Below are 23,187 nucleotides of genomic sequence, written 5' to 3'. Positions count from 1 at the left end.
AAGATGAAACTCGAAGGGATCTATTCGGCCCTCCTTACCCCGTTCTCCGAAGACGAAAGCATCGACCGGCAGGCCATCGGGGCGCTCGTCGATTTTCAGGTCCGGCTCGGCATCGACGGGGTCTATGTCGGCGGCAGCTCGGGCGAAGCGATGCTGCAGTCGCTCGACGAGCGCGCGGACTACCTCTCCGACGTTGCCGCCGCCGCGTCCGGCCGCCTGACGCTGATCGCTCATGTCGGCACGATCGCGACGAGAGATGCGCTCAGGCTTTCGCAGCATGCGGCCAAATCGGGCTACCACGCGATCTCGGCGATCCCGCCCTTCTACTACGACTTCTCTCGGCCCGAAGTCATGGCGCATTACCGGGAGCTGGCCGATGCTTCGGCCCTGCCTCTCATCGTCTATAATTTCCCCGCCCGCACCAGCGGCTTCACCTTGCCCGAACTGGTCGAGCTTCTCTCGCATCCCAACATCATCGGCATCAAGCATACGTCGAGCGACATGTTCCAGCTCGAACGCATCCGGCATGCAGTACCCGACGCCATCGTCTACAACGGCTATGATGAAATGTGCCTGGCCGGTTTCGCGATGGGCGCACAGGGTGCGATAGGCACCACCTATAACTTCATGGGCGATCTGTTCGTCGCGCTCAGGGCCTGCGTAGCCGCCGGGCGGATCGAGGAGGCCCGGCGGCTGCAGGCCATGGCGAACCGCGTGATCCAGGTGCTGATCAAGGTCGGCGTCATGCCGGGGTCCAAGGCGCTGCTCGGCATCATGGGTCTTCCCGGAGGCCCCTCCAGACGTCCTTTCCGGAAGGTCGAAGAGGCGGATCTCGCAGCGCTTCGCGAAGCCGCGGCGCCGGTCCTCGCGTGGCGCGAGAGCACATTCAGGAGAAGCGCGTAACGGTTTTCCGTCCCGAAGTGCGCGGCTTCGAAAGTTTAGAGCGTTGAGTGTCTTGATGAAACACTAAGGCGCTCTAACTCCACGCGGTTGTCGCCACCCAAAGGCCGCAATCATGTGCAGTGTATCAGCGACCGTTCGCCTCCTTCTTCGTAGCCATACCTCCTTACGCCAATCACCCCGGTTCCTTGTCGACGGCGAGTTGGAAAGCGCACGCGTCGTCGCAGGCTGCACTCCGCAGGCGATGCGGCGGACACGGAGTTGTGAGTGGACGGGTGGGGTCAGTCCCATAAAGATGCGCGTGAAGACTGTCGAGGCTCGTGATGGAACGTAAACTCGCAGCAATCGTAGCTGGCGACATCGTCGGCTATACCCGCCTGATGTCCGAGGATGAATCCTCGACCTATGCCGCCCTGCGGGCGACTTTCAGCGGATTGATCATACCTTCGGTCGAGAAGCACGGCGGCCGCACATTCAAGACGACGGGGGACGGTTTTCTCGCGACGTTTCCAAGCGTCAACGAGGCGCTCGATGCCGCGATCGAAATCCAGAACGGATTTTCCGAGCAGCCCTTCGACATGCGCCTCGGCATCAACCTCGGCGACGTCATAGAAGCCGACGGCGACATGTTCGGCGACGGCGTGAACGTCGCGTCGCGGCTCGAAGCCATGGCCGAACCGGGCGGCATTTTCGTGAGCGAGGCGGTGGTCCGCAGTGCCGACCGGAACCGCAGCAAGCTCTTCTACAGCATCGGCCGGAGGCAGGCGAAGAACATTCCCGAGCCGCTCGCCGTCTATGCGGTGCGGCTCGATGCGGATGAAAAGAACCGTCTCGGCTGGATTGGTCGGATCGCCCGTGGCCGGCGCGCGGCATTGCCCTACGCTATCGGGGCCGCGGCACTCGTCCTCGCCGCTGCCGCAACGCAGGCGCCGGAGGTAAGAGCCGTCGGCGCCGACTTAGCCGGCAGCCTCGCGCGCCTGGCGGGCGGCGAACTCGCCGATGCAAGGCCGACGGTCGCGGTGCTGCCGTTCGACAATATGAGCGGCGACGCCGAGCAGAGTTATTTCGCCGACGGGCTTACCGAGGACATAATCGCCAATCTGGCGCGAAACCCCGAGCTTCAGGTGATTGCCCGCAATTCGACCTTCGCGCTGCGCGGACAGGCAGAAGACATCCGCCTGATCGGCGAAAGGCTGGGTGCCGGCTATGTGGTCGAAGGCAGTGCCCGGCGCGCCGGGGACCAGCTTCGTGTGGTGGCGCAGCTGATCGATGCGCGCAGCGGTGCGCATCTCTGGTCGCGCAGTTACGACCGCCGGGTCGAGGACATATTTGCGGTCCAGACCGACCTGACGGCCGAAATCGTCTCGCATCTGGTTTCCTATGTGCGCGAGTCAGAGGTCTCGAATGCGGCGGAACGGCCGACCGAAAACCTCCAGGCCTATGACCTCGTCCTCCAGGCGCGTGACCGGTACAAGCACGGCTCGAAGGATGCGGAGGCACTGATCGCTGCCCGGGCGCTGCTTCATCGTGCCCTCGAGCTCGACCCCGGTTACGCCGCGGCGCGCGCGAATCTGGGGATGACCTATATCGTCGACTTCGTGCAGAACCTCAGCGGCAGGGCGACGACGACCGATGCGGAAACCGGCCTCAGCGAGGCACGCCAGGCTGTCCGCCTCGATCCGAACCTCGCTGCCGGCTACCAGGTCCTCAGCTTTGGCCTTTCGGCAACCGGCGACTATCCCGGCGCCATGCAGGCGGCACAAAGGGCCGTCGAACTCAATCCGAACGACCCGGACAGCCTGATGGCGCTGGCAAAGGCGCAGGTCCGGTTCGGCAGCTATGAGGAGGCGGTGCAAAACGCGGAGCGGGCGCGCCGGCTGCATCCCATGGCACCGGAATATTATACCTATGTCTACGGGCAGGCGCTCTATGCTGCCGGTCGTCTCGATGAGGCCGACGAGGTCTTGCGGGAATGCCTGATCCGCGCCCCGCAGGAGGCGGATTGCCTGCTGATACGGACGGCGGTTCTGAGCCAGCGGGGAGACGTTGAGGGAGCGCAGCGCACAATGGCGCGCCTGACCGAGGTGGACCCCGAATTTTCGCTCGCAAGCGAGCGCTCCGTGCGCCGCTTCGGCGACTCCGCGCTCATGGAGGAATTCCTCTCCCGGCTCGCCGAGGCAAATGCCCCTGACGTAACGAGTGGTTTCCTTCGACCGCGCACGCAATCACAAATCTAAGGCCTGTTGAGATTCGGGATACCCGCCGCGGTCTGTTTGAATTCCTCATCCCTGTGACGAGCACAGGGATGAGGAAGGAGGAGAGATTACGGTCTTCCTGGACGTGCTCTACCTGTTGGCGGGCCTCAAGCGCAGAATCCTGCCGGATGCGGCGTCGATCAGCGCGAGCACCGAGCCATCGGAGGCCTGGAGGAGATCGCGAACCCGTGCCTCGAGCGAAAGAACTTCCTCGCCGGTCACCTTCCGGCCGTCCGTCTGCACTCTGACGATACCGCCTGCCGACAGGCCGCCGATCAGGAGGTCGCCCCGCCAGTCCGCAAACAGGTCGCCCGTATAGAACATCATTCCCGAGGGTGAGATCACCGGCGTCCAGCTATGGATGGAGCCTGCGAATTCGGGCCGGCTCGGCGGATCGGGAATTCGTTCGCCCGAATAATGTCTGCCCCAACTCACCACCGGCCAGCCATAGTTTTTGCCGGCCTCGGGTATGTTCAACTCGTCTCCCCCCATCGGTCCCATCTCTGCCGTCCAAAGCACATCGGTTTCCGGATGGATGGCGGCGCTCTGCACGTTGCGGTGGCCGTAGGACCAAATCTCGTCGGCGCCCTCGCGGCCGACGAAGGGGTTGTCGTCCGGTATGGAGCCATCGGGATTGACGCGGACGATCGTGCCGAGATGGTTGGCCGGGTTCTGGGCCTCCTGCATGTCGAAGCGTTCGCCGAGCGTGATGAAAAGTTTGCCGTCCGGCGCGAAGGCCAACCTCGAGCCGAAATGATTCTCGCCTGAAGCCGCCGGCTCCTGCCGGAAGATTATCTTGAAGTCCGAAAGCGCGGTGGCGTCGTCGTTCAGCCGGCCACGGCCGACCGAGGTGGCGGCGCCGCCTTCGCGTTCCTCTGCAAAGGAAAGATAGACAGTCCTGTTCGTGGCGAAATCCGGATCGAGTGCAACATCGAGGAGCCCACCCTGACCTTGGGCGAAGACATCCGGGACCCCTTCGATCGGTTCGCCGACGGCTCCCTCGGCCGAAACGAGGCGTAGCCTGCCGGGGCGCTCCGTCACCAGCATGTCGCCATCCGGCAGAAGGGCAGCGCCCCAGGGATGCTCGAGGCCGCCCGCGAAGACTTCGACGCCGACAGGCCCGCTTTCGGTGTCGAGCATACGCGGCGAATCCTGCGCAGTCGCGGTCTCGTGCCGCGCAACGGCCATCGCCGCCGCCAATGCCAGGAAAACAGCTGCTCGCATCATGGCCGCCTCCGCTCGTTTCACGAACCGGACTGTTCACTCGGCCCCTAATGGGGAAGCCGGGCCAAAGTTCCCGGCAGATACGCAGGCCGCGTTCACATGTATGCGGCCACCGGGAAAGGACAGAAAGGACAGGGGACCGCAGCACCGGTGGAGGTCAGAACACGGCAAGATACCGCAGCAGCGACAGGATGCCGATAATGATGACGATGGCCTGGACGATCTGCTTGGTGCGCCCGTCGAGGGGAAGGCGGTTGACAAGGTAAAGAACCAGAATGACGACGAGAAAGGTGATCAGGATGCTGATCAGTACCGACATGTTGTCTGCCCCATTCGTTGAAAAATGCTGTCTTCTGTTTCAACTATGGGAGGCAGAGCAAAAGGCAAGTGGAGGGCCTTGGCGTTCGCGTAACTCTCTTCACTGAAGAATGATGGGGGGTCTGGATTCGCGCCGTATCCGCACCAATATTAAGTCATCATCAACAAAGCCACTTTGATTAGAGGGTCAAAGGAAATGTCGGTGCGCTTCTCGGATCTCGCCATTGACGACGACGAAATCTTGATGTTGCGACGTGTTCACGTTTATGCCTGCTCCTCCAGGGAGCTGGAGCCGGAAAGTGAACATGGTGCGGAGTTGGGAAAGATGCTGTTCCACCTTTACCGGCAGGGCGTGAGGAGCGAACTCGCGCTGATGCAGATGTTGACGACGGGTGAGGCCCCGCCGGCACCGGAAGCGGGCTAGAGCGCTTCCCGGAAGACTGTGTAATGAAGCAGGGAAACGCTCTAGATCGCGATGTTTTTAGGTCGGGTCGACCTAAAAGCATGAACGTGTTCGATTCCAAGAAGTTGAGACGCGGGATGCGGGCGGAAAACCGCACACGGCGGCTGCGGTCACATCCGCTGAGAATGCGACAGCGGACTTGCCGGCCGCGACCGCTTGCGCGGCCGCGTCGGGGGCGGGCCAGACGTCGAGCGTTTCATTTGTCAGAAAGGTGGCGGTATCTGTCTAACGAAGCAGCGAAGCAAGTCCAGAATCGGACAAGGATTCGGCCGATTGCCGGCCGATCTCCACCGGGAATTTGGTCAACGGATAAGGCTTCCTGCGCGTGGATACGTCGAACTGCCAGTTTGTCTAGCCGGCGAGCCATGCTTTAACGCCACACGCCGTAGCGCGGCCCATTGCGAGGCAAGCGGTGAGGAGATAGCCGCCGGTCGGCGCTTCCCAGTCGAGCATTTCTCCAGCGGCGAAGAGGCCGGGGAGAGCCTTCAGCATGTAGCGTTCATCGATGGCGTCCAGGCGGATGCCGCCGGCCGATGAGATCGCTTCGGCGGTCGGCCGAGTTGCGTGTAGGGGAACGGGCAAAGACTTGATAAGTGCAGCGAGTTGCTCCGGAGCGGATCTGGCCGCCTCCGGCGAGAGTTCCCGCAGCAAAGCCGCCTTGACCGGGTCAAGCCCCGCGCCCTTCCGCAAACGATTGGAGAAGCTCGCCTTGCGGTCCTGCCGGCCGAGATCCCGCGCGACCCTCTCGGCCGTGCGGCCGGGTGTGAGGTCGAGCACGAGCGCCGCCTTGCCGTCCCGGTCCAGCCGGTCGCGCAGGCTTGCCGCATGGGCGTAGATAAGGCTGCCTTCTATGCCGTGGCGGCTCACGACGAATTCGCCCGGGATCGTACCCGCATCGGATGTGGCGGTGACGCCCTTCAGCGGTTGGCCGGCAAAACGCTCGCGGAAAATCTCGCTCCAGGCGACGTCGAAACCGCAATTGGCGGGGCGGAAATCGCTGATCGACACGCCTCTCGCCCGCAGCAACGGCACCCAGGCGCCGTCGGAGCCGAGTCGCGGCCAGCTTGCGCCGCCAAGCGCAAGGAGAGCAGCGTCGCAATGGACGACCGTCTTCCCTTCCGGCGTATCGAAGATGTAGCCGTTCTCCGCAAAACCCGACCAGCGATGACGGGTAAGAAGCCGGACGCCCTGGGCCTCCAGCCGGCGGAGCCAGGCGCGCAGCAGCGGCGAGGCCTTCATAGCCTTCGGAAACACGCGGCCGGAAGAGCCGACGAAGGTATCCGCGTCAAGTCCGGCTGCCCAGGCGCGCACATCCTGAGGGGTAAAGGCATCGAGTACGGGGCGCAGCCTTGCCGAAGCATCGCCGAAGCGCATCGCGAAGTCCTGGTAGTCTTCGGAATGGGTTATGTTCAGGCCGGATTTTCCCGCGAGCAGGAATTTGCGCGCCGCGGTCGGCATCGCCTCGTAGACGGTCACTGCGTGGCCCGAGCGGGACAAGACTTCTGCGGCCATCAGACCGGCGGGACCGCCGCCGACAATTGCGATTTCTTTTCTTTCCACTGTGGACCTCCCCGGAGCTCCTCAGACTCTCTTGGCCTGCGGCGCGCCAGAGCGCAAGCAGATTGAGGCGGTTTGCGCGCCACGCGGGCCAGAGCGGGGAAGAAGAAAAAGTGCGCGCGGTTTTCCGCCCGCATCCTGCTCTAACTTCTTGGAATCGATCCCGTTCAGGATTTTAGGTCGGGTCGACCTAAAAACATCGTGATCTCGACGGCCGGCGGCGTTATCCGCGAACCGGATGAAGAAGGCGGCCGAGGCCGCCTTCCCCATCCGAGAGCGTCAGAGCGTTGCGCCGACCTTGCGAAGTTCGGCGAGAACCGGTGCCTTCGGCAGCCAAATCTTGTCGTATTCGGCGATGATCCGTCCGGCGTCGGCGACGGTGACATCCTTGATCGGAATGCCTGCGCCGGCGAACCTTTCGAGGAGGGCCGGCTCGTTGGCGACGGTTGCGTCGATCTGTTCGTCAAGCGCTGCCTTGGTGAGGCGGGCGATGATCTCCCGGTCGGGTTCGGGGAGGGCCTGCCACACGCGGCCGGAAGCCAGCGCCACGCAGGGCATGAAGATGGCGTTCATCTTCAGCATGGTCTTGGATACCTTGTCGAAGCGCTGGTTCCAAGAGAAGTCCAGGTCCGCCTCAAGACCGTCCACCTGGCCGTTCGACATGGCGTCGAAAACCGCCGGCGTCGGGATCGGCGTCGGCGCGGCGCCGAGAAGCTGGTAGAAATCGCGATAGGCGGGCGTCGTATTGATGCGCAGCTTCATGCCGTTGATGTCGTCGAGCCCGGCGATCTCCTTGGCCGAGAAGACGACGCGCATGGTGGTGATACCCCAGGCAAGGCCGACCGTTCCGGTCTCGGCCGGAAGAACGTCGAGGAGCTTCATGGCGACCGGTTCGCGCACGAGCTTGGCGACCTTGGCGGTGGAATCGACGACCCAAGGCGCGTTGATCGCGGCAACGGCGGGAATGCGCGAGCCGAGTTCGGCGGTCATGATCCAGCCGAGATCGAGCGCGCCGCTCTGCATCTGCTGCAGCATCGCCGCCTCGTTGCCGAGCTGGCCGGCCGGAAAGACCGAGATCGACAGGCGGCCGTTCGTCTCGGCCTTGAGGGCTTCGCCCACCTTGAGTGCGGCATTGTTCCAGGGGTGTCCCGGCGGCGTGACGATGCCGAGGCGCAGGGTGCGCGTTTCCTGCGCGCGCACGAGCGACGGCGTGGCGAGCGAGAGGGCTGCGCCGGCGGCCATGCCGCCAAGGAAGGTTCTGCGGGAGAATGTCATGGAAGATCCTCTGGCTGGTTCGTTGTGGTTATCGGGCGAAGAAGGTCGAGAGCGAGGGAATGAGCGACAGGAGCACGAGCATGAGGCAGGAGACGAAGAAGAACGGCAGCGTCACCAGGAACATCTTGCCGGGCTTTGCGCCGGTCACCGCGGCCGCCACGAAGAAGCAGAGCCCGACCGGCGGCGAGAGGAAGCCGAGGACGAGGTTGACGACCACCACGACGCCGAAATGGATCGGGTCGATGCCGTAGACCTCGGTCGCGATCGGCAGGAGGATGGGCACCGTCATGATGAGCCCGGGGGCGCCGTCGATCACCGTGCCGATGACGAGCAGGATGACGTTGACGAGCAGCATGAAGGTGACCGGATCCGAGGCGACGGTCTGAACCCAGCCGGCAACCTGCTGCGGCACCATGCCGTAGACGAGTACCCAGGAGAAGACCGCGGCGGCCGCAACGAGGAAGAGGACCACGGCCGAATAGATGCCGGCCCTTAGCATCATTGTCGGAAGATCGGAGAATTTGAGCTCGCCGATCCAGAAGCGACCGACGAGCACCGCTGCAACGGCCCCGACTGCTGCGGCCTCCGTCGCGTTGGCGAGGCCGGAGAGGATCGAGCCGACGATGACGAAGGGGATGAGAAGCGTCGGCAGCGCAGCCAGCACGATACGGACGCGCTCCTTGAGCTTCATGCGCTCGCCGCGCGGATAGTTGTAGACGAAACCCATCGCCGCGATGACGAGGCAGAAGGCTACGGTCAGCAGAATTCCGGGCACAATTCCTGCGGCCAGCATATCGCTTACCGGAACCTGCGCGAGCACGCTGTAGACGACGAACATGATCGACGGGGGGATGATGGGACCGAGCATGCCCGAATAGGCGGTGAGCCCGGCGGCGAAGGTCTTGTCATAGCCCTTCTTCTCCATCTCCGGCACCATCATCTGCGCCATGACGGCAACCTGCGCCGTGGCCGAGCCGAGTATCGAGGCGACGAACATGTTGGCGAGCAGGTTGACATAGGCAAGCCCGCCGCGCATCGCGCCGACGAAAGCCATCGTCATGTCGATGATGCGCCGGGTGATGCCGCCGCCGTTCATGATCTCGCCGATCAGCACGAAGAGCGGAATGGAGATCAGCCCGTAATTGTCGACGCCGCCGAAGAGCTGCGTCGGAAAGCTCTGGAACAGCAGGGGATTTCCGGAAGCGAAGATATAGACGATGCTGCCGAGGCAGAGGCAGACGCCGATCGGAACGCCGACGAGCATGAAGGCGAGGAAGGCGGCGGTGGTGACCATCAGTTCACTCCCTCGGCGCTCGAAAGTTCGCGCCGCTCACGCTGAGGCGACAGACCGAGGTCTTCGACGAGATTGGCGGCGCAATGGACGGTCATGGTTACGGCGAAGAGGGGGATGACGAGGCTGATCGCCCAGATCGGCCAATTCAGCGTCTGGCTACGCTCGGTATAGAGAAAGTTGAAGCTCTCGGCCGCGAAGACCTTCGCGTCGAAGCCGGCGCGGACGATGCCGACGGGGTCCATCCACATCCAGCAGAATGCCGCAAGCGCCAGGGCGAACAGGAGGACGAGCAGTGTCGAGGCCGCGCGCATCCAGCGCGCCGCCGCGGGCGGCAGGTAATCCGTCAGCAGCGTCACGGCGAAATCAAGTCTGAGACGCGTCAGCGCCGAGCCTCCGAGGAAGGCGAGCCAGACCATGGCGTATACGGCCGATTCATCGACCCAATAGAGCGGATGTCCGCTGTAGCGCGTGGCGACGTTCAGGAGGATGAGCGCGAGAAGCACGCACATCAATCCGGCAACGGCGCGCTTTTCGAGGGCGAGCATGGCTTCGGAGAGAGAGACGATGGCGCGCGCATAAAGCGGCGGCGCGACTGACTGGTTCATGACTGTTCCCTGGTTTGCGTATAAAGTAGATTTTATACATTCTTGGAGTCAATATCATTTTTGGCGGTATTCCTGTAGCGAGCGTCCATGGTGTCACATCTTAAACATCGCACCCTCTCCGGGGCATTAATCGAGGAAATTCGGCAGGCGATCCTCTCCGGGCGCTATCCGGCCGGCAGTCAGCTGCGCCAGGATGCGTTGGCCGAAACCTACGGCGTAAGCCGCATTCCGGTGCGCGAGGTCCTGTTTCAGCTCGAAGCCGAAGGGCTGGTCAGGATCGTGCCGCAGAAGGGGGCGATCGTCTCCGAACTGTCGCTCGCCGAGATCAACGACGTTTTCGAGCTGCGGGCGCTTCTGGAACCGCGGCTCTTCCGCAAATCGGCGCCGCTTCTCGATGGCGACGATTTCGCGCGGGTGGAGGAGGTTCAAAACCGATTCCTCAAGGCGACGGCCGCAGGGGAAATCGACTCCTATGGCCAGCTCAATGCCGAACTGCACCTGGCCCTCTACCGGCGCGCCGAGATGCCCCGGACGCAGCAGATCGTCGCGTCGCTGCTGCAGACGAGCGACCGCTACACGCGCGTCCAGCTCTCAAGCGTCGCAGCGATGACCCGAGCGATGGAAGAACATGCCGAGCTGATCCGCCTCTGCCGCGCAGGCGCTTTCGAGGAGGCGGCCGCCTTCCTCGTCTTCCACCTCAAGGCCGTACATGAGGACCTGCTGTTCCGGTTGAAGGGACGCGAGTAGAGCCCCGCCAGAGAAGGATGGTCAAGCCTCCGGCGCCGGACCGGTCGACTCGCGCAGGATGAGCTCGACCGGCCAGAGCTCGTGAATCTCCGTGGCCGGCCGTCCGGTGAGCAGCTGCAGGGTGAGGTCGGCCGAGCGCGCGCCGGCGGCACGCAGGGACGACCGGCTCGTCGAAAGAGACGGGACCATGTTGTCGGCCGTGAGATAGGGGAAGACATCGTCATGGGCGATGACGGAGATGTCCTGCCCCACCACAAGGCCGACCGAACGCACGGCGCGATAGACGCCGAGCGCCGTCATCATCGAGCCGGCGACGAAGGCCGTCGGGCGGGGGGACTGCTCGAGGAAGGAACGGGCCGAGCGAAAACCGATCTCGTCGGTGAACTGGCCATGCGTGACCAGGCGCGGATCGAAGGGCAGCCCGCGCTGTTCCAGCGCCTCCCGATAGCCCTTGTCGCGGTGGAGCGTGAAAGTGAGACCGTCGCGGCCGTTGATGAGTGCAATCCGTCTATGGCCGAGGTCTAGAAGGTGCGAGGTGGCGCGGCGGATCGCGCCTTCGTTGTCGATGTCGAGCCAGGCGTGCGGCACGTTGGTCTCGGAGCGGCCATGGACCAGAAAAGGAATGCCGAGCTTGTGGAGCAGCAGGATGCGCTCGTCGTTCGGCTTCGGTGAATGGATGATCACGGCGTCGACCCGTCCGCTCGTCGCCAGCCGGCTATAGAGCTGGAGCTCGGCTTTCATATCATGGTCGGCAACCGGGCTCACGAGAATGTCGATATCCTCGCTGTCCAGCCGTTCGGCCATGCCGCTCATGAATTCGGAGAACTGGAATTCGTTGCGGCCCATAATGACGCCGATCGCGCCTGCGCGGCCCGTGACGAGGCGCACGGCGTTGATGTTCGGCCGGTAACCGAGACGCACGGCCTCCTCGGCAACGCGCTTGCGGGTCTTCTCGCTGACCTCCGGATAGCCGCTCAGAGCACGGCTTACCGTCGTTGGAGAGAGCCCCAACTGTTTGGCGAATTCCTTGAGCTTCACTGTTCTTCCCTGCACCCCTTCTGCGTATTGTCCGGGGATCGCTTCCGAAGCAAGTCACGCAGCAAATCGAGAAGCTGCACTCGCGAAATTTTGCGCGTCAAAGCGATGCGCAGCGCTGCAGACATTCGCGCTGGACTATACCCGGTTCGCCGGCAGTCACAATCCACGCGTTTGCGTCGCGCCACTGCCAGGGTTTGATCGACAGAGCTATCCGGGTATGATCCAAATCGTTTTAAATTCCTGTGGATGAAGTATTCTCGCAATCAGGTTCGCCACCGGCCCCGGTTGTGGAGTCGACGCGCCGAGTTTCGGCTAACGTATGGAATATACGGAATGAAATCTGAAAGGGCCATGGCGCTTACTTCCGTTGCAACCTCAGCTTGACAGCAGATTGTCCTTCTGACAGCTTCTGCGCACCCAAACCGTTTTCGAATTGCTGAGGAGCCTGCGGAACCGGGGGGAGTTTTGGAGGGACCAATGAACGTGAAGCCTTTTGTAAGGACGCTGATTTCCTGCGCTGCGATCGTCGGCGCAATCGACCTTGCTGCCGCCGCCGAATTGTCTATGGCGGCCAATTCGACCGGCAAGAATCTCAGCTTTCTGCGGGACCAGATCGCCAAGTTCGAGAAGGAGACGGGTCACAAGGTCAACCTGGTGACCATGCCGGCCTCGAGCAGCGAGCAGTTCAGCCAGTATCGACTCTGGCTTGCCGCCGGCAACAAGGATGTCGACGTCTACCAGACGGACGTCATCTGGGCTCCGCAGCTCGCCGAGCAGTTCGTCGACCTCACCGAGGCGACGAAGGATGTGGTCGGAGAGCACTTCCCCTCGATCATCCAGTCGCAGACGGTTAACGGCAAACTCGTCGCTCTGCCTTTCTATACCGACGCGCCGGCGCTTTATTACCGCAAGGACCTGCTCGACAAATACGGCAAGACGCCACCTAAGACCTGGGATGAGCTGGCGGCGACGGCGAAGGAGATTCAGGACAAGGAGCGTGCCGCCGGCAGTGCCGATATCTGGGGATTCGTGTTTCAGGGCAATGCCTATGAGGGACTCACCTGCAACGCGCTCGAGTGGATCAAGTCGTCCGGCGGCGGTCAGATCATCGAGCCCGACGGCACGATCTCCGTCAACAACGAAAAGGCGGCGGCGGCCGTCGAGAAAGTCAAGGAATGGATCGGCACGATCGCGCCCAAAGGCGTGCTTGCCTATCAGGAGGAGGAATCACGCGGCGTCTGGCAGACCGGCAACGCCGTCTTCATGCGTAACTGGCCCTATGCCTACGCGCTTGGCAACGGGGACGACAGCGCCGTAAAGGGCAAATTCGAAGTGGCCCCGCTTCCGGCCGCCACCGACGGCGATCAGCCGTCCTCGACACTCGGCGGATGGAACCTCGCGGTCTCGAAATATTCCGACGAGCAGGAGGCGGCGATCGCCTTCGTCAAGTTCCTGGGTTCGGCCGAAACCCAGAAGGTGCGCGCTATCGAGCTTTCGAACCTGCCGACGATCGCGGCGCTTTACGACGATCCGGAAGTCGCCGCCGCCCAGCCGTTCATGCCGCATTGGAAGCCTATCTTCCAGAGCGCCGTGCCGCGCCCCTCGGCCGTGGCAAAGGTGAAGTATAACGAAGTTTCCTCCAAGTTCTGGAGCGCCGTACACAATACGCTTTCGGGTAACGGAACGGCGGCGGAGAATCTCGAGCTTCTCGAAGTCGAACTGACCGAACTCAAGGGCGACGCCTGGTAAAATCGCGAGACCCGGATGGCAGCTCTGCCGTCCGGGTCAAGATCAAACGGCACGGGCGGGACCCGCGCCAACCGGTAGGCTCACGTCATGACTGATCTCTCCCTCGCGGATCGGCCGGCTGCGCTTGCGCATGGCGGCAGGATAGGCTCGGACCTGCAGGCGCAACGGGTCCGTTCGGCCTGGCTCTTTCTCGCGCCAACCTTCCTCGTCCTGGCGCTCGTCGCCGGCTGGCCGCTCATCAGAACCATCTATTTCAGCTTCACCAACGCCTCGCTGACCAATCTGTCGGGCGCCGAATTCGTCGGCTTCGCCAATTATCTCTCATGGATCACCCTGAAGAGCGGGCGGACTATTTACAGGGGCCTGCTTGCGGACCCCGCCTGGTGGAATGCGGTCTGGAACACGCTCAAATTCACGGTTCTTTCGGTCAGTATCGAAACGGCGCTGGGCCTTATCGTCGCGTTGGTACTCAACGCGCAGTTTCCCGGTCGCGGACTTGTCCGTGCCGCGATCCTGATCCCCTGGGCGATCCCGACCATCGTCTCCGCGAAAATGTGGGCCTGGATGCTCAACGACCAGTTCGGCATCCTCAACGACATGCTGCTCGGCCTTGGCCTGATCGGCGAGAAGATCGCCTGGACCGCCAGCCCCGACACCGCCATGATCGCCGTATTGATCGTGGACGTGTGGAAGACGACGCCCTTCATGGCGCTCCTGATCCTCGCCGGCCTGCAAATGGTGCCGGGCGATATTTATGAAGCCGCCCGGATCGACGGCGTCCATCCGGTACGTGTCTTCTGGCGGGTCACCCTGCCGCTGATCCGGCCCGCGCTGATGGTCGCGGTCATCTTCCGCATGCTCGACGCGCTGCGCATTTTCGACCTCATCTACGTGCTGACGCCTAACAACGCGCAGACCAAGACCATGTCGGTGATGGCGCGCGAAAACCTTTTCGATTTCGACAAGTTCGCCTATGGCGCGGCCGCCTCGACCATGCTGTTCCTGATCATCGCGACGATCACGATCCTCTACATGTGGCTCGGTCGCCTCAACTTGAGCGGAGGAGAACGCTGATGGTCGTCGCGATCGCAAAGCGGACGGCGTTCTACGCGCTGGTTGCCGTCATCATCCTCGTCGCAGTCTTTCCCTTCTATTACGCGATCCTGACGAGCCTGAAGTCCGGCACGGCGCTGTTTCGCATCGACTACTGGCCGACGGATATTTCGCTCGCCAATTATGCCGGCATCTTTTCGCACGGAACCTTCGTGCGCAATCTCGGCAATTCGCTCCTCGTCGCCACGCTCGTGGTCGCCATATCGCTGCTTCTTGCCGTCACCGCGGCCTATGCACTCGCCCGGGTACGCTTCCGCGGCCGCGGGCTGCTTCTCCTGACGATCCTGTCGGTCTCGATGTTTCCGCAGATCGCCGTTCTTGCAGGTCTCTTCGAGCTCATCCGCTTCGTCGGCATCTTCAACACGCCGCTCGCGCTCATCTTTTCCTACATGATCTTCACGCTGCCATTCACTGTGTGGGTGCTGACCACCTTCATGCGGGATCTGCCGATCGAGATCGAAGAGGCGGCGATCGTCGACGGTGCTTCTCCCTGGGTGGTGATCACCCGTGTCTTTATGCCGCTGATGTGGCCGGCGCTGGTGACGACGGGGCTTCTCGCCTTCATCGCGGCGTGGAACGAGTTCCTTTTCGCGCTGACGTTCACGTCGTCGAACACGCAGCGCACCGTGCCGGTGGCGATCGCTCTGCTTTCAGGCGGCAGCCAGTTCGAGATTCCCTGGGGCAACATCATGGCAGCATCCGTGATTGTCACCGTGCCTCTCGTGATCCTCGTGCTCATCTTTCAGCGGCGGATCATTTCCGGTCTCACGGCCGGCGGCGTCAAAGGATAGGAGAATAAGATGGCAGAGCTTCAATTGCGCGATATCCGCAAATCCTTCGGCGCCTTCGATGTGATCAAGGGCGTCAGCATGGAAATAAAGTCGGGCGAGTTCATGGTCTTCGTCGGCCCCTCCGGCTGCGGCAAGTCGACCCTCCTGAGACTGATCGCGGGGCTGGAGGAAATCACCTCCGGAACGCTTGCCTTCGACGGCCAGGTCGTCAATCAGCTGACGCCTTCGCGCCGCGGCATCGCCATGGTCTTTCAGTCCTATGCGCTCTACCCGCATATGACAGTCTATGAAAACATGGCCTTCGGCATGCAGCTTGCAGGCAAAGACAAGCAGCAGTGCCGCAAGCGGGTCGAGGCGGCGGCGGAAATGCTGCAGCTCACGCCCTATCTCGAACGCCTGCCGCGCCAGCTTTCGGGCGGGCAGCGCCAGCGCGTTGCGATCGGCCGGGCGATCGTTCGCGATCCGAAGGTTTTTCTGTTCGACGAGCCGCTTTCGAACCTCGACGCCGCGCTGCGTGTGGCCACCCGCCTCGAAATCGCCAAGCTTCACCGCAGCATGCACAAGACGACGATGATCTATGTGACTCACGATCAGGTCGAGGCGATGACGCTCGCCGACCGGATCTGCGTCCTGAGGGACGGTCTCGTCGAGCAGATCGGCACGCCGCTGGAGCTTTACGAGACGCCGAACTCGGTGTTCGTCGCCGGCTTCATCGGTTCGCCGAAGATGAATTTTCTTTCCGGCGCCCTCGCAGAGCCATACAAGGCGGACACGATCGGCATCCGCGCGGAACACCTGGAGATCGATGAACAGGGAGGTGAGTGGAGTGGGACCGTCATCCATTCGGAGATGCTCGGTTCCGACAGCTATATTTATCTCGACATCGGGACCGGCGAGCCGGTGATCGTCCGCGAGAGCGGCATCGCCAAGCATCAGCCCGGACAGACGATCAGGATCTCGCCGGCCGCCGGCCAGGTTCACCGCTTCGATCCGGTCGGCCGGGCGCTCGGACGGATGGAAATACGGGGTGCGGCCTAGAACGCAGCCACGCGAGTTCATTAAGCCGCGCGATTTCGCTCGGAAAGTCTCGGCACCAAGGCTGATCCGAAGGATTTCGGATCATTCCAAAGCCTCAAACGTTAGGGCAGGAAAGGGCGGGGACCCCGCGTGGTTTTCCCGGCCCGGCCCCGCGCCCACAATTCAAGTCACAGACAGTCGGCATCCGGCAGGGTGCCCCAAATCACGAGGAGAATGACTTTGTCTATCAATGCCATCGTGTGGGGTGAAAACATCCACGAGCAGACGAATGCGGTGGTTCGGGAGGTTTACCCGGACGGCATGCACAACACGATCGCAGCCGCACTCAATTCCGACCCGGGGATCGATGCGACCACGGCGACGCTGCAGGAGCCGGAACACGGGCTGAGCGAGACGCGGCTCGCCGCCGCCGACGTGCTCCTGTGGTGGGGCCACAAGGATCATGGCGCCGTCGACGACGCCATCGTAGAACGCGTCGCCAAACGCGTTTGGGAAGGCATGGGTCTGATCGTTCTCCATTCCGGCCACTTCTCCAAGGTGTTCAAGCGGCTGATGGGCACGCCCTGCGCGCTCAAATGGCGCGAGGCGGGAGAGCGCGAACGCGTCTGGGTCGTTAATCCGCGCCACCCGATCGCCGAAGGGCTCGGCGAGAACTTCGTTATCGAGAACGAGGAGATGTATGGCGAGCAATTCTCGGTGCCGGAGCCCCTGGAGACGGTATTCATCTCCTGGTTTGCCGGCGGCGAGGTCTTCCGCTCGGGTCTCACCTGGCGGCGCGGCGCGGGCAGTATTTTTTATTTCCGCCCCGGGCATGAGACTTACCCGACCTATCACGACGCGACCGTACACAAGGTACTGCGGAACGCGGTGAAATGGGCGCATAACCCGCAGGGCACGTATAAGGCCATCCATGATGCCCCGAACGTCCCGGTGGAGAAGGCGCTGGAGCCGATCGTCGAGCGCGGCCCGAGACTGCATCGGGCCGGCGAGGCCGGATATCGATGAAGGGGACCCCCATGCGTTTGCTTATTCTCGGAACCGGCGGCATGGCCAACAGTCACGCGAAGGCCTTTGCTGAGATCGAAGGCGTCGAAATGGTCGGCGCCGTTGACGTGGACCCGTCCCGTGCCAAGGCATTTGCCGTCACGCACGGCATCGAAAACACCTTCACCTCTCTCGACGAGGCGATCGCCTGGGGAGAGTTCGACGCGGCCACCAACGTGACGCCCGACAAGGCGCATCACCCGACGACCCTGGCGCTCATCGCCGCCGGCAAGCATGTGCTGTGTGAAAAGCCGCTGGCCGAAAACTATGAGAAGGCCGCCGAGATGGCGGCCGCAGCCGAGCGGGCCGGTCTCGTCACGATGGTCAATCTGACCTATCGCAACGTCGCTCCGCTGCAGAAGGCGCGTGAACTCGTGGTCGCCGGTGAAATCGGCCGGGTGCGGCATCTGGAGGCTTCCTATCTCCAGAGCTGGCTCGTGTCGCGGGCCTGGGGCGATTGGGCAAGCGAGTCGAAATGGCTATGGCGGCTGTCGACGAAGCACGGATCGAATGGCGTGCTTGGCGATGTCGGCATCCACATTCTCGACTTCGCCGGCTACGGGGCCAACAGCTCGGTCGAGCGGGTATTCGCTCGCCTGAAAGCATTCGACAAGGCGCCGGACAACCGTATCGGCGAGTACGACCTCGACGCCAATGACAGCTTCGCCATGACGGCGGAGTTCGAAAACGGCGCGATGGCCGTGATTCATGCCAGCCGCTGGGCGACAGGCCATCTCAACGAACTGAGGCTCAGGCTGCACGGCGACAGGGGAGCCCTGGAGGTGATCCATACACCTGATGGTTCAAGCCTACGCGGCTGCATGGGGCCCGATGTCGAAAAGGCGGTATGGCGCACCGTCGATGCCGGCACCGTGCCCACCAACTACCAGCGCTTCGTGGAGGCGGTGAAGGCCGGCCGCACCGTCGAGCCGGGTTTCCGTCATGCCGCGGACCTGCAGAGAGTGCTCGATCTCGCCATCGAGACGGAGCGCTCACGTCGCGAACTCGGCGTGCCGGACATCGACGCGGTGGTGCAGGAACGCGCTGTGGGGTAACCCGCAGGACACCCGCGCGCCGCATTCAAACGATCTAGAGCATTTCAATGTTTCATGGAAACACTGAAATGCTCCAACCATTTGATCCAACGCACTTCCGGATGGAAAACGTTACACATTTTTCCTGGAAGCGCTCTAGGCGTGCGAGTGGTGACGATAGTCCCAGACCGCCCAGGCTGCGATTGCGGCGACGAGCACGCCGAGAATGACGTGCGTCCACATCGCATTCGCATTTCCCATGAAGCCGAGCAGCCAGGGAGAAACGATCAACCACAGGCCGATTATCATATTGGCCCATTCCTCCCATTCGGCGAAGGCCGAAAGGGTTGCGACCGCAAGGGCGCCGAGCACGATGCCGGCGATCCAGGCGTTCCACGTCGGCGCGGCTTCAGCCGCAAAGCCGATGACCCAGGGAGAGAGGAACAGGCACGCTGCCAAGACCAGATTTGCCCAATCCTGGCTTCTTCTTCCTGCCATCAGAGTGTTGGGCATGACAACCTCCACATGTGAAGTTTGGCAAAGCGTCACCACTCGCGTGCAGCTTACGTTGCAACTCCGTTCGCCTCAGATCGCACGGTTCTGTAACGCTTTGAATTGCTGCCGCAATTTTACTCGCAAACCGCGGGTGTTTCAAGGAATCCGTCAAGATGCGGAGTTTTGCCGCTCGCTACGGCTTCCATAGAGCATAACCAGCTCATGGAAACTGCAGTGACCGCCTGCTGCGCCTTCGTGCGTCCATTCGGATGCTGTCGAAAATCAAAACGGCGGCGCAACGGCCGTCGTGTTGCCCCTTGGTCCAACTTCTCTTGCCGGATGCTTCCGCCGATAATCTGGCGGGCTCCAAAGCGCGCGGAACCCGCATAGCTTCGGACGCACAAGTTTAATCGAGGAGTGAAGCATGGGCCTTCTAGATGCTGAAAAGCGCAAAAATGCGCAAGAATCCATCTCCATAGATCGCCGGAGCCTCCTGCTGGGCGGTACGATCCTTGCAGCTGCGGCTGCGGCGAACGGGGCCGTGGCCGTAGGCCGCGCGAAGGCTCAGGAGCAACCGGCAGCAAGCAACGGCAAGCCGCCGAACATCCTCGTCATCTTCGGCGACGACATCGGCATTCCGCAAGTCAGCGCCTACACCATGGGCCTGATGGGTTATCGCACGCCGAACATCGATCGTATCGCCGCCGAGGGCGCGATCTTCACCGATGCCTATGGTCAGCAGAGCTGCACCGCAGGGCGCGCCTCCTTCATTCTCGGCCAGGAACCATTCCGCACGGGGCTGTTGACGATCGGCATGCCCGGCGACCCGCACGGCATTCAGGACTGGATGCCGACCATCGCCGACGTCATGAAGTCCAAGGGATACGCAACCGGCCAGTTCGGCAAGAATCACCTGGGCGACCGCGACGAGCACCTGCCGACGAACCACGGCTTCGACGAGTTCTTCGGCAACCTCTACCACCTGAATGCCGAAGAGGAGCCGGAAGGCTACTTCTATCCGAAGGACGAGGAATTCCGGAAGAATTTCGGGCCGCGCGGCGTCATCAAATCGAGCGCGGACGGTAAGATCGAAGATACCGGAGCGCTCAACACCAAGCGCATGGAGACCGTCGACGAAGAGTTCCTCGCGGCCGCGAAGGATTTCATCGATCGCCAGGCGAAGGCCGACAAGCCGTTCTTCTGCTGGTTCAACTCGACGCGCATGCACGTCTTTACCCATCTGAAGCCGGAATCCGTGGGCAAGACGGGCAAGGGCATCCATGCCGACGGCATGGTGGAGCATGACGGCCATGTCGGCCAGTTGCTGCAGCAGCTCGAGGACCTCGGCATCACCGAAAACACGATCGTGCTCTACACCACCGACAACGGCGCCGAGCTCGCTTTGTGGCCGGATGGCGCTATGACCATGTTCCATGGTGAAAAGGGCACGACCTGGGAAGGCGGTTTCCGCATTCCGATGATGGTGCGCTGGCCGGGCGTGGTGAAGCCGGGCACGCAGATCAACGATCCCGTGACCCTGATGGACTGGATGCCGACCTTCGCGGCCGCCGCCGGTATCCCCGACGTCAAGGAGCAGATGAAGACGGGCTTCCAGTCCGGCGACAAGAACTTCAAGGTCCATCTTGACGGCTACGACCTCACCGCGCTCCTGAAGGGCGAGGCCAAGGAGCCGCCTCGCGACGCGGTCTACTATTTCGACCAGGGCGGCAATCTGAATGCGATCCGGTGGAACGACTGGAAGCTCAGCTTTGCGATCAACAGTGAAGGCAACATCGCCACGGCCACCCGCGAGACGCCGAGCTGGACCAACATCACAAATCTGAGAATGGATCCCTATGAGCGAGGTGCGAAAGAAGGCGGAGGCGCCATGGAGTTCATCGGCCGAAACATGTGGCTCCTGGTGCCGATCCAGGGCAAGATCAAGGAGTTCTTCCAGGACTTCGACCAGTATCCCTACCAGCCGGGCAGCACACTGAACGCCAGCGGGATCAGCTATACGTGGCTGCAACAGCAGGCCGCGCTCAAGCGGCTCGGAGCGTTGGAAAGCCTGGCGCCGCGTTGATGCACTTGTCAGAGCCCGCTGCTATCTCCAGTAGGCTGGGCAATGCAAACGGGAAACGAGGATCGCGTATTCCAGCCATATTGCGATCTTCGGGAAAGGCGGGGGTAAGCTTCCGCCTTTCCTTTTCAGATGTTCTGGCGATGTTCTATTGCTCTTCGGGCGAGGTCGCCAGCAGCGAGGACTCCGGAGACCGTACGAAGCCCGTGTATCGTTCGAACTGAAACAGAACATCGTTGATGATCTGGTTATCCGCCATTCCCATGATGTCATAGCCGCGGCTACCGTCCGAAAAGAAGGTGCGCGCCTCGTAGCGGACATCTCCCACGGTTGCGTCATATGCGGTGAAGGCCGGAAGTTTGTGTTCCGACATCTGCACGCCATAGACGAAGTCGCGATGGCCTTCGGCCGGAACCGTGAGGGTCAGTGCTCCCGTTTCGGCATTCCGATCAACTGAAGCCGGCCGAGACCGGCGCGTCAGTTCCTTGGCCACTGCCTCCAGTGCCGGGAGCACGGAGTCCTGCAGGAATTTCTCCACCGCCAGCTTGTCCGGCGTGCTCAAGGTCATCGCCAGGCGCCGCTGCCAGGGCACACCGGACGCGGGATAGGCTCTTGGACCGACCGATCCGCGTGATTGTGTGCGGGCAAGATCGGCCCGCATCCCGACGAATAGCGACCACACCAGAACGAGCATCACGAGGCTGAACGGCAGTGCCGTGGAGATCGTGGCGGATTGGAGTGCCGTCAGTCCGCCGGTGGAGAGCAAAACGGCCGCCACGATACCGCTGAGCGAACACCAGAAAATCCGCTGAAGAGCAGGTGTCGCCGTTTCTCCGCCGGACGCAATCGTGTCGATCACCAGCGAGCCGGAGTCGCTGGAGGTTACGAAGAATATGCTGACGAGCAGAACCGCGAGCGTCGAGGTTACAGCGGGCCACGGCAGATACTCGAAGAACTGGAAAAGGGCGACCGAAAGGTCCGCCTTCACGTCACGCGCCAGGTCGCCGTTGGCGATCGTCGTATCCACGTAGATCGCCGTGTTACCAAAAACCGTCATCCAGAGGAACGTGAACATGGCGGGTACGAAGAGGACGGCAGTGACGAACTCTCTCACGGTACGCCCACGGGAAATGCGCGCGATGAACATGCCGACGAAGGGTGACCAGGAAATCCACCATGCCCAGTAGAACAGGGTCCAGCTGTCGATCCACGGCCGTGGCTCGTAGGCATAGATGTTGAAGGTACGCAAAACCAGGCTATCGAGATAGAGACCGATGTTCTGGACGAAGTCGCGCATGAGCGTGCCCGTCGGCCCGACCACGAGCACGAAGAGCATCAGCAGTACTGCCAGGAACAGATTGGTCTCGCTGAGAATGCGGACACCCTTTTCGACGCCGGTGACCACCGAGACAGTCGCTATTGCCGTGACCACGGTCACGAGCAGGAGCTGGACGTAGATCGACTGGGGGACCCCCAACAGATAGTTCAGTCCGGAGTTTATCTGAAGGACGCCGAATCCGAGCGAGGTTGCGAGCCCGAACATGGTCCCGCAGATCGCGAAAATATCCACGACATGTCCGATCGGCCCGTGAATACCCTCCTTGAGGAGCGGGTAGAGGCCGGATCGGACGGTCAGGGGTAGATTGTACCGGTAGCCGAAATAGGCGAGTGACAGCCCGACGACCGAGTATATTGCCCAGGCGTGCACCCCCCAATGGAAGAAGGTTACGCTCATTGCCTCGCGCTGGGCTGCGATGGTCAGGGGTTCGGCTTCCGGCGGCGAGGCAAAATGCGTCATCGGCTCGCCGACGGCAAAATACATGAGGCCAATGCCCATGCCGGCAGCAAACAACATGGCGATCCAGGACAGGTACCTGAACTCGGGTTCGGAATCGTCCGGTCCGAGCTTCAACTCGCCGTAGCGGCTGAACGCCAGAAAGAGCATCGAAAACAGAAAGATGGCCACCGAGAGCAGGTAGAGCCAACCGAAACCGGACAGGATCGCAGACTCCATTCCGCTGAAAATCGCTTCAGCTCTCTTCGGCGCAATAACACCTATTCCGACGAACAGAGCGATAACGGCCACCGAACCGACGAATACCGGAAAATTCACTTTGAACTGCTGCACTTAATGCCACCTCCCCACCGATTGTGCGCGCGAGAGCGG

General features: G+C 62.2%; 20 protein-coding genes. 11 read left to right on the top strand and 9 right to left on the bottom strand.

The window, feature by feature from the left end:
• Positions 1 to 3: 3 nt before the first annotated feature.
• Both M1D34_RS24370 and M1D34_RS24365 read left to right on the top strand, forming a co-directional pair.
• A complete protein-coding gene (locus tag M1D34_RS24370; protein ID WP_498782791.1) occupies positions 4 to 903 on the top strand; it encodes an N-acetylneuraminate lyase in 900 nt (299 codons plus the stop codon).
• Between the two features lie 320 nt (positions 904 to 1,223).
• Positions 1,224 to 3,137: an adenylate/guanylate cyclase domain-containing protein gene (locus M1D34_RS24365; protein ID WP_498782789.1), complete on the top strand. Its 1,914-nt coding sequence runs from the start codon at positions 1,224 to 1,226 to the stop codon at positions 3,135 to 3,137.
• 108 nt (positions 3,138 to 3,245) lie between these two features.
• Here the strand turns inward: M1D34_RS24365 and M1D34_RS24360 are convergent, their stop codons facing one another.
• Together M1D34_RS24360 and M1D34_RS24355 are read right to left on the bottom strand one after the other, a co-directional pair.
• Positions 3,246 to 4,382: a PQQ-dependent sugar dehydrogenase gene (locus tag M1D34_RS24360; RefSeq protein WP_498782787.1), complete on the bottom strand. Its 1,137-nt coding sequence runs from the start codon at positions 4,380 to 4,382 to the stop codon at positions 3,246 to 3,248.
• 154 nt (positions 4,383 to 4,536) lie between these two features.
• Positions 4,537 to 4,698: a Thivi_2564 family membrane protein gene (locus tag M1D34_RS24355; RefSeq protein WP_017266304.1), complete on the bottom strand. Its 162-nt coding sequence runs from the start codon at positions 4,696 to 4,698 to the stop codon at positions 4,537 to 4,539.
• 195 nt (positions 4,699 to 4,893) lie between these two features.
• Between M1D34_RS24355 and M1D34_RS24350 the strand changes: the two genes are divergently transcribed.
• Entirely contained in the window at positions 4,894 to 5,121 is a 228-nt protein-coding gene (locus M1D34_RS24350) for a hypothetical protein (RefSeq protein WP_003525717.1), read from the top strand.
• Between the two features lie 390 nt (positions 5,122 to 5,511).
• On the opposite strand, the gene M1D34_RS24345 is transcribed toward M1D34_RS24350, so the two are convergent.
• From M1D34_RS24345 to M1D34_RS24330, 4 genes are all read right to left on the bottom strand, one after another.
• A complete protein-coding gene (locus M1D34_RS24345; RefSeq protein WP_498782784.1) occupies positions 5,512 to 6,720 on the bottom strand; it encodes a TIGR03862 family flavoprotein in 1,209 nt (402 codons plus the stop codon).
• A 276-nt stretch (positions 6,721 to 6,996) separates the two neighbouring features.
• Positions 6,997 to 7,992: a TRAP transporter substrate-binding protein gene (locus M1D34_RS24340; protein ID WP_498782782.1), complete on the bottom strand. Its 996-nt coding sequence runs from the start codon at positions 7,990 to 7,992 to the stop codon at positions 6,997 to 6,999.
• Between the two features lie 28 nt (positions 7,993 to 8,020).
• Positions 8,021 to 9,286, bottom strand: a complete 1,266-nt coding sequence (locus M1D34_RS24335; RefSeq protein WP_498782780.1) for a TRAP transporter large permease — start codon at positions 9,284 to 9,286, stop codon at positions 8,021 to 8,023.
• On the bottom strand, positions 9,286 to 9,891 hold the full coding sequence (locus M1D34_RS24330; protein WP_498782778.1) for a TRAP transporter small permease: 606 nt from the start codon (positions 9,889 to 9,891) through the stop codon (positions 9,286 to 9,288). Before M1D34_RS24330 ends, M1D34_RS24335 begins: the two co-directional genes overlap by 1 nt.
• An 87-nt stretch (positions 9,892 to 9,978) precedes the next feature.
• Here M1D34_RS24330 and M1D34_RS24325 point away from each other — a divergent pair, with 87 nt between their 5' ends.
• Positions 9,979 to 10,638 (top strand): GntR family transcriptional regulator, encoded by a 660-nt coding sequence (locus M1D34_RS24325; protein ID WP_498782776.1) that lies wholly within the window; start codon positions 9,979 to 9,981, stop codon positions 10,636 to 10,638.
• 21 nt (positions 10,639 to 10,659) lie between these two features.
• On the opposite strand, the gene M1D34_RS24320 is transcribed toward M1D34_RS24325, so the two are convergent.
• On the bottom strand, positions 10,660 to 11,676 hold the full coding sequence (locus tag M1D34_RS24320; protein ID WP_498782774.1) for a substrate-binding domain-containing protein: 1,017 nt from the start codon (positions 11,674 to 11,676) through the stop codon (positions 10,660 to 10,662).
• Positions 11,677 to 12,153: 477 nt separating this feature from the next.
• Between M1D34_RS24320 and M1D34_RS24315 the strand changes: the two genes are divergently transcribed.
• The 6 genes from M1D34_RS24315 to M1D34_RS24290 all read left to right on the top strand — a co-directional run bounded on the left by M1D34_RS24315 (position 12,154) and on the right by M1D34_RS24290 (position 18,466).
• A complete protein-coding gene (locus M1D34_RS24315; protein ID WP_498782772.1) occupies positions 12,154 to 13,425 on the top strand; it encodes an ABC transporter substrate-binding protein in 1,272 nt (423 codons plus the stop codon).
• Positions 13,426 to 13,512: 87 nt separating this feature from the next.
• On the top strand, positions 13,513 to 14,499 hold the full coding sequence (locus M1D34_RS24310) for a carbohydrate ABC transporter permease (RefSeq protein WP_498782770.1): 987 nt from the start codon (positions 13,513 to 13,515) through the stop codon (positions 14,497 to 14,499).
• A complete protein-coding gene (locus M1D34_RS24305; protein ID WP_498782768.1) occupies positions 14,499 to 15,329 on the top strand; it encodes a carbohydrate ABC transporter permease in 831 nt (276 codons plus the stop codon). The genes M1D34_RS24310 and M1D34_RS24305 overlap by 1 nt, the downstream gene beginning before the upstream one ends.
• A gap of 9 nt (positions 15,330 to 15,338) precedes the next feature.
• Complete coding sequence (locus tag M1D34_RS24300) at positions 15,339 to 16,367, top strand: ABC transporter ATP-binding protein (RefSeq protein ID WP_498782766.1); 1,029 nt, start codon at positions 15,339 to 15,341, stop codon at positions 16,365 to 16,367.
• A 219-nt stretch (positions 16,368 to 16,586) separates the two neighbouring features.
• A complete protein-coding gene (locus tag M1D34_RS24295) occupies positions 16,587 to 17,372 on the top strand; it encodes a ThuA domain-containing protein (RefSeq protein ID WP_498782764.1) in 786 nt (261 codons plus the stop codon).
• A gap of 11 nt (positions 17,373 to 17,383) precedes the next feature.
• A complete protein-coding gene (locus M1D34_RS24290; RefSeq protein WP_014530777.1) occupies positions 17,384 to 18,466 on the top strand; it encodes a Gfo/Idh/MocA family protein in 1,083 nt (360 codons plus the stop codon).
• A 135-nt stretch (positions 18,467 to 18,601) separates the two neighbouring features.
• On the opposite strand, the gene M1D34_RS24285 is transcribed toward M1D34_RS24290, so the two are convergent.
• The gene (locus tag M1D34_RS24285; protein WP_498782761.1) at positions 18,602 to 18,958 is read right to left on the bottom strand and encodes an SPW repeat protein; all 357 of its coding nucleotides are present in this window, start codon (positions 18,956 to 18,958) and stop codon (positions 18,602 to 18,604) included.
• Positions 18,959 to 19,364: 406 nt separating this feature from the next.
• Between M1D34_RS24285 and M1D34_RS24280 the strand changes: the two genes are divergently transcribed.
• Positions 19,365 to 21,023, top strand: coding sequence for an arylsulfatase (locus M1D34_RS24280; RefSeq protein ID WP_498782759.1), 1,659 nt, complete (start codon positions 19,365 to 19,367; stop codon positions 21,021 to 21,023).
• Between the two features lie 145 nt (positions 21,024 to 21,168).
• Here the strand turns inward: M1D34_RS24280 and M1D34_RS24275 are convergent, their stop codons facing one another.
• Complete coding sequence (locus M1D34_RS24275; RefSeq protein ID WP_498782757.1) at positions 21,169 to 23,148, bottom strand: BCCT family transporter; 1,980 nt, start codon at positions 23,146 to 23,148, stop codon at positions 21,169 to 21,171.
• Between the last annotated feature and the right edge of the window lie 39 nt (positions 23,149 to 23,187).

It is taken from the genome of Ensifer sp. D2-11 (assembly GCF_054161295.1).
Note: the sequence above shows the minus strand (reverse complement) of the source record. Positions and strands in the feature narration are given on the sequence as shown.

What these genes read in the sequence shown, in the direction of transcription:
- M1D34_RS24370 (WP_498782791.1), top strand. Translation starts at nt 4, where the DNA reads ATGAAACTCGAAGGGATCTATTCGGCCCTCCTTACCCCGTTCTCCGAA.
- M1D34_RS24365 (WP_498782789.1), top strand. Translation starts at nt 1,224, where the DNA reads ATGGAACGTAAACTCGCAGCAATCGTAGCTGGCGACATCGTCGGCTAT.
- M1D34_RS24360 (WP_498782787.1), bottom strand. Translation starts at nt 4,382, where the DNA reads ATGATGCGAGCAGCTGTTTTCCTGGCATTGGCGGCGGCGATGGCCGTT.
- M1D34_RS24355 (WP_017266304.1), bottom strand. Translation starts at nt 4,698, where the DNA reads ATGTCGGTACTGATCAGCATCCTGATCACCTTTCTCGTCGTCATTCTG.
- M1D34_RS24350 (WP_003525717.1), top strand. Translation starts at nt 4,894, where the DNA reads ATGTCGGTGCGCTTCTCGGATCTCGCCATTGACGACGACGAAATCTTG.
- M1D34_RS24340 (WP_498782782.1), bottom strand. Translation starts at nt 7,992, where the DNA reads ATGACATTCTCCCGCAGAACCTTCCTTGGCGGCATGGCCGCCGGCGCA.
- M1D34_RS24335 (WP_498782780.1), bottom strand. Translation starts at nt 9,286, where the DNA reads ATGGTCACCACCGCCGCCTTCCTCGCCTTCATGCTCGTCGGCGTTCCG.
- M1D34_RS24330 (WP_498782778.1), bottom strand. Translation starts at nt 9,891, where the DNA reads ATGAACCAGTCAGTCGCGCCGCCGCTTTATGCGCGCGCCATCGTCTCT.
- M1D34_RS24325 (WP_498782776.1), top strand. Translation starts at nt 9,979, where the DNA reads ATGGTGTCACATCTTAAACATCGCACCCTCTCCGGGGCATTAATCGAG.
- M1D34_RS24315 (WP_498782772.1), top strand. Translation starts at nt 12,154, where the DNA reads ATGAACGTGAAGCCTTTTGTAAGGACGCTGATTTCCTGCGCTGCGATC.
- M1D34_RS24310 (WP_498782770.1), top strand. Translation starts at nt 13,513, where the DNA reads ATGACTGATCTCTCCCTCGCGGATCGGCCGGCTGCGCTTGCGCATGGC.
- M1D34_RS24305 (WP_498782768.1), top strand. Translation starts at nt 14,499, where the DNA reads ATGGTCGTCGCGATCGCAAAGCGGACGGCGTTCTACGCGCTGGTTGCC.
- M1D34_RS24300 (WP_498782766.1), top strand. Translation starts at nt 15,339, where the DNA reads ATGGCAGAGCTTCAATTGCGCGATATCCGCAAATCCTTCGGCGCCTTC.
- M1D34_RS24290 (WP_014530777.1), top strand. Translation starts at nt 17,384, where the DNA reads ATGCGTTTGCTTATTCTCGGAACCGGCGGCATGGCCAACAGTCACGCG.
- M1D34_RS24285 (WP_498782761.1), bottom strand. Translation starts at nt 18,958, where the DNA reads ATGCCCAACACTCTGATGGCAGGAAGAAGAAGCCAGGATTGGGCAAAT.
- M1D34_RS24280 (WP_498782759.1), top strand. Translation starts at nt 19,365, where the DNA reads ATGGGCCTTCTAGATGCTGAAAAGCGCAAAAATGCGCAAGAATCCATC.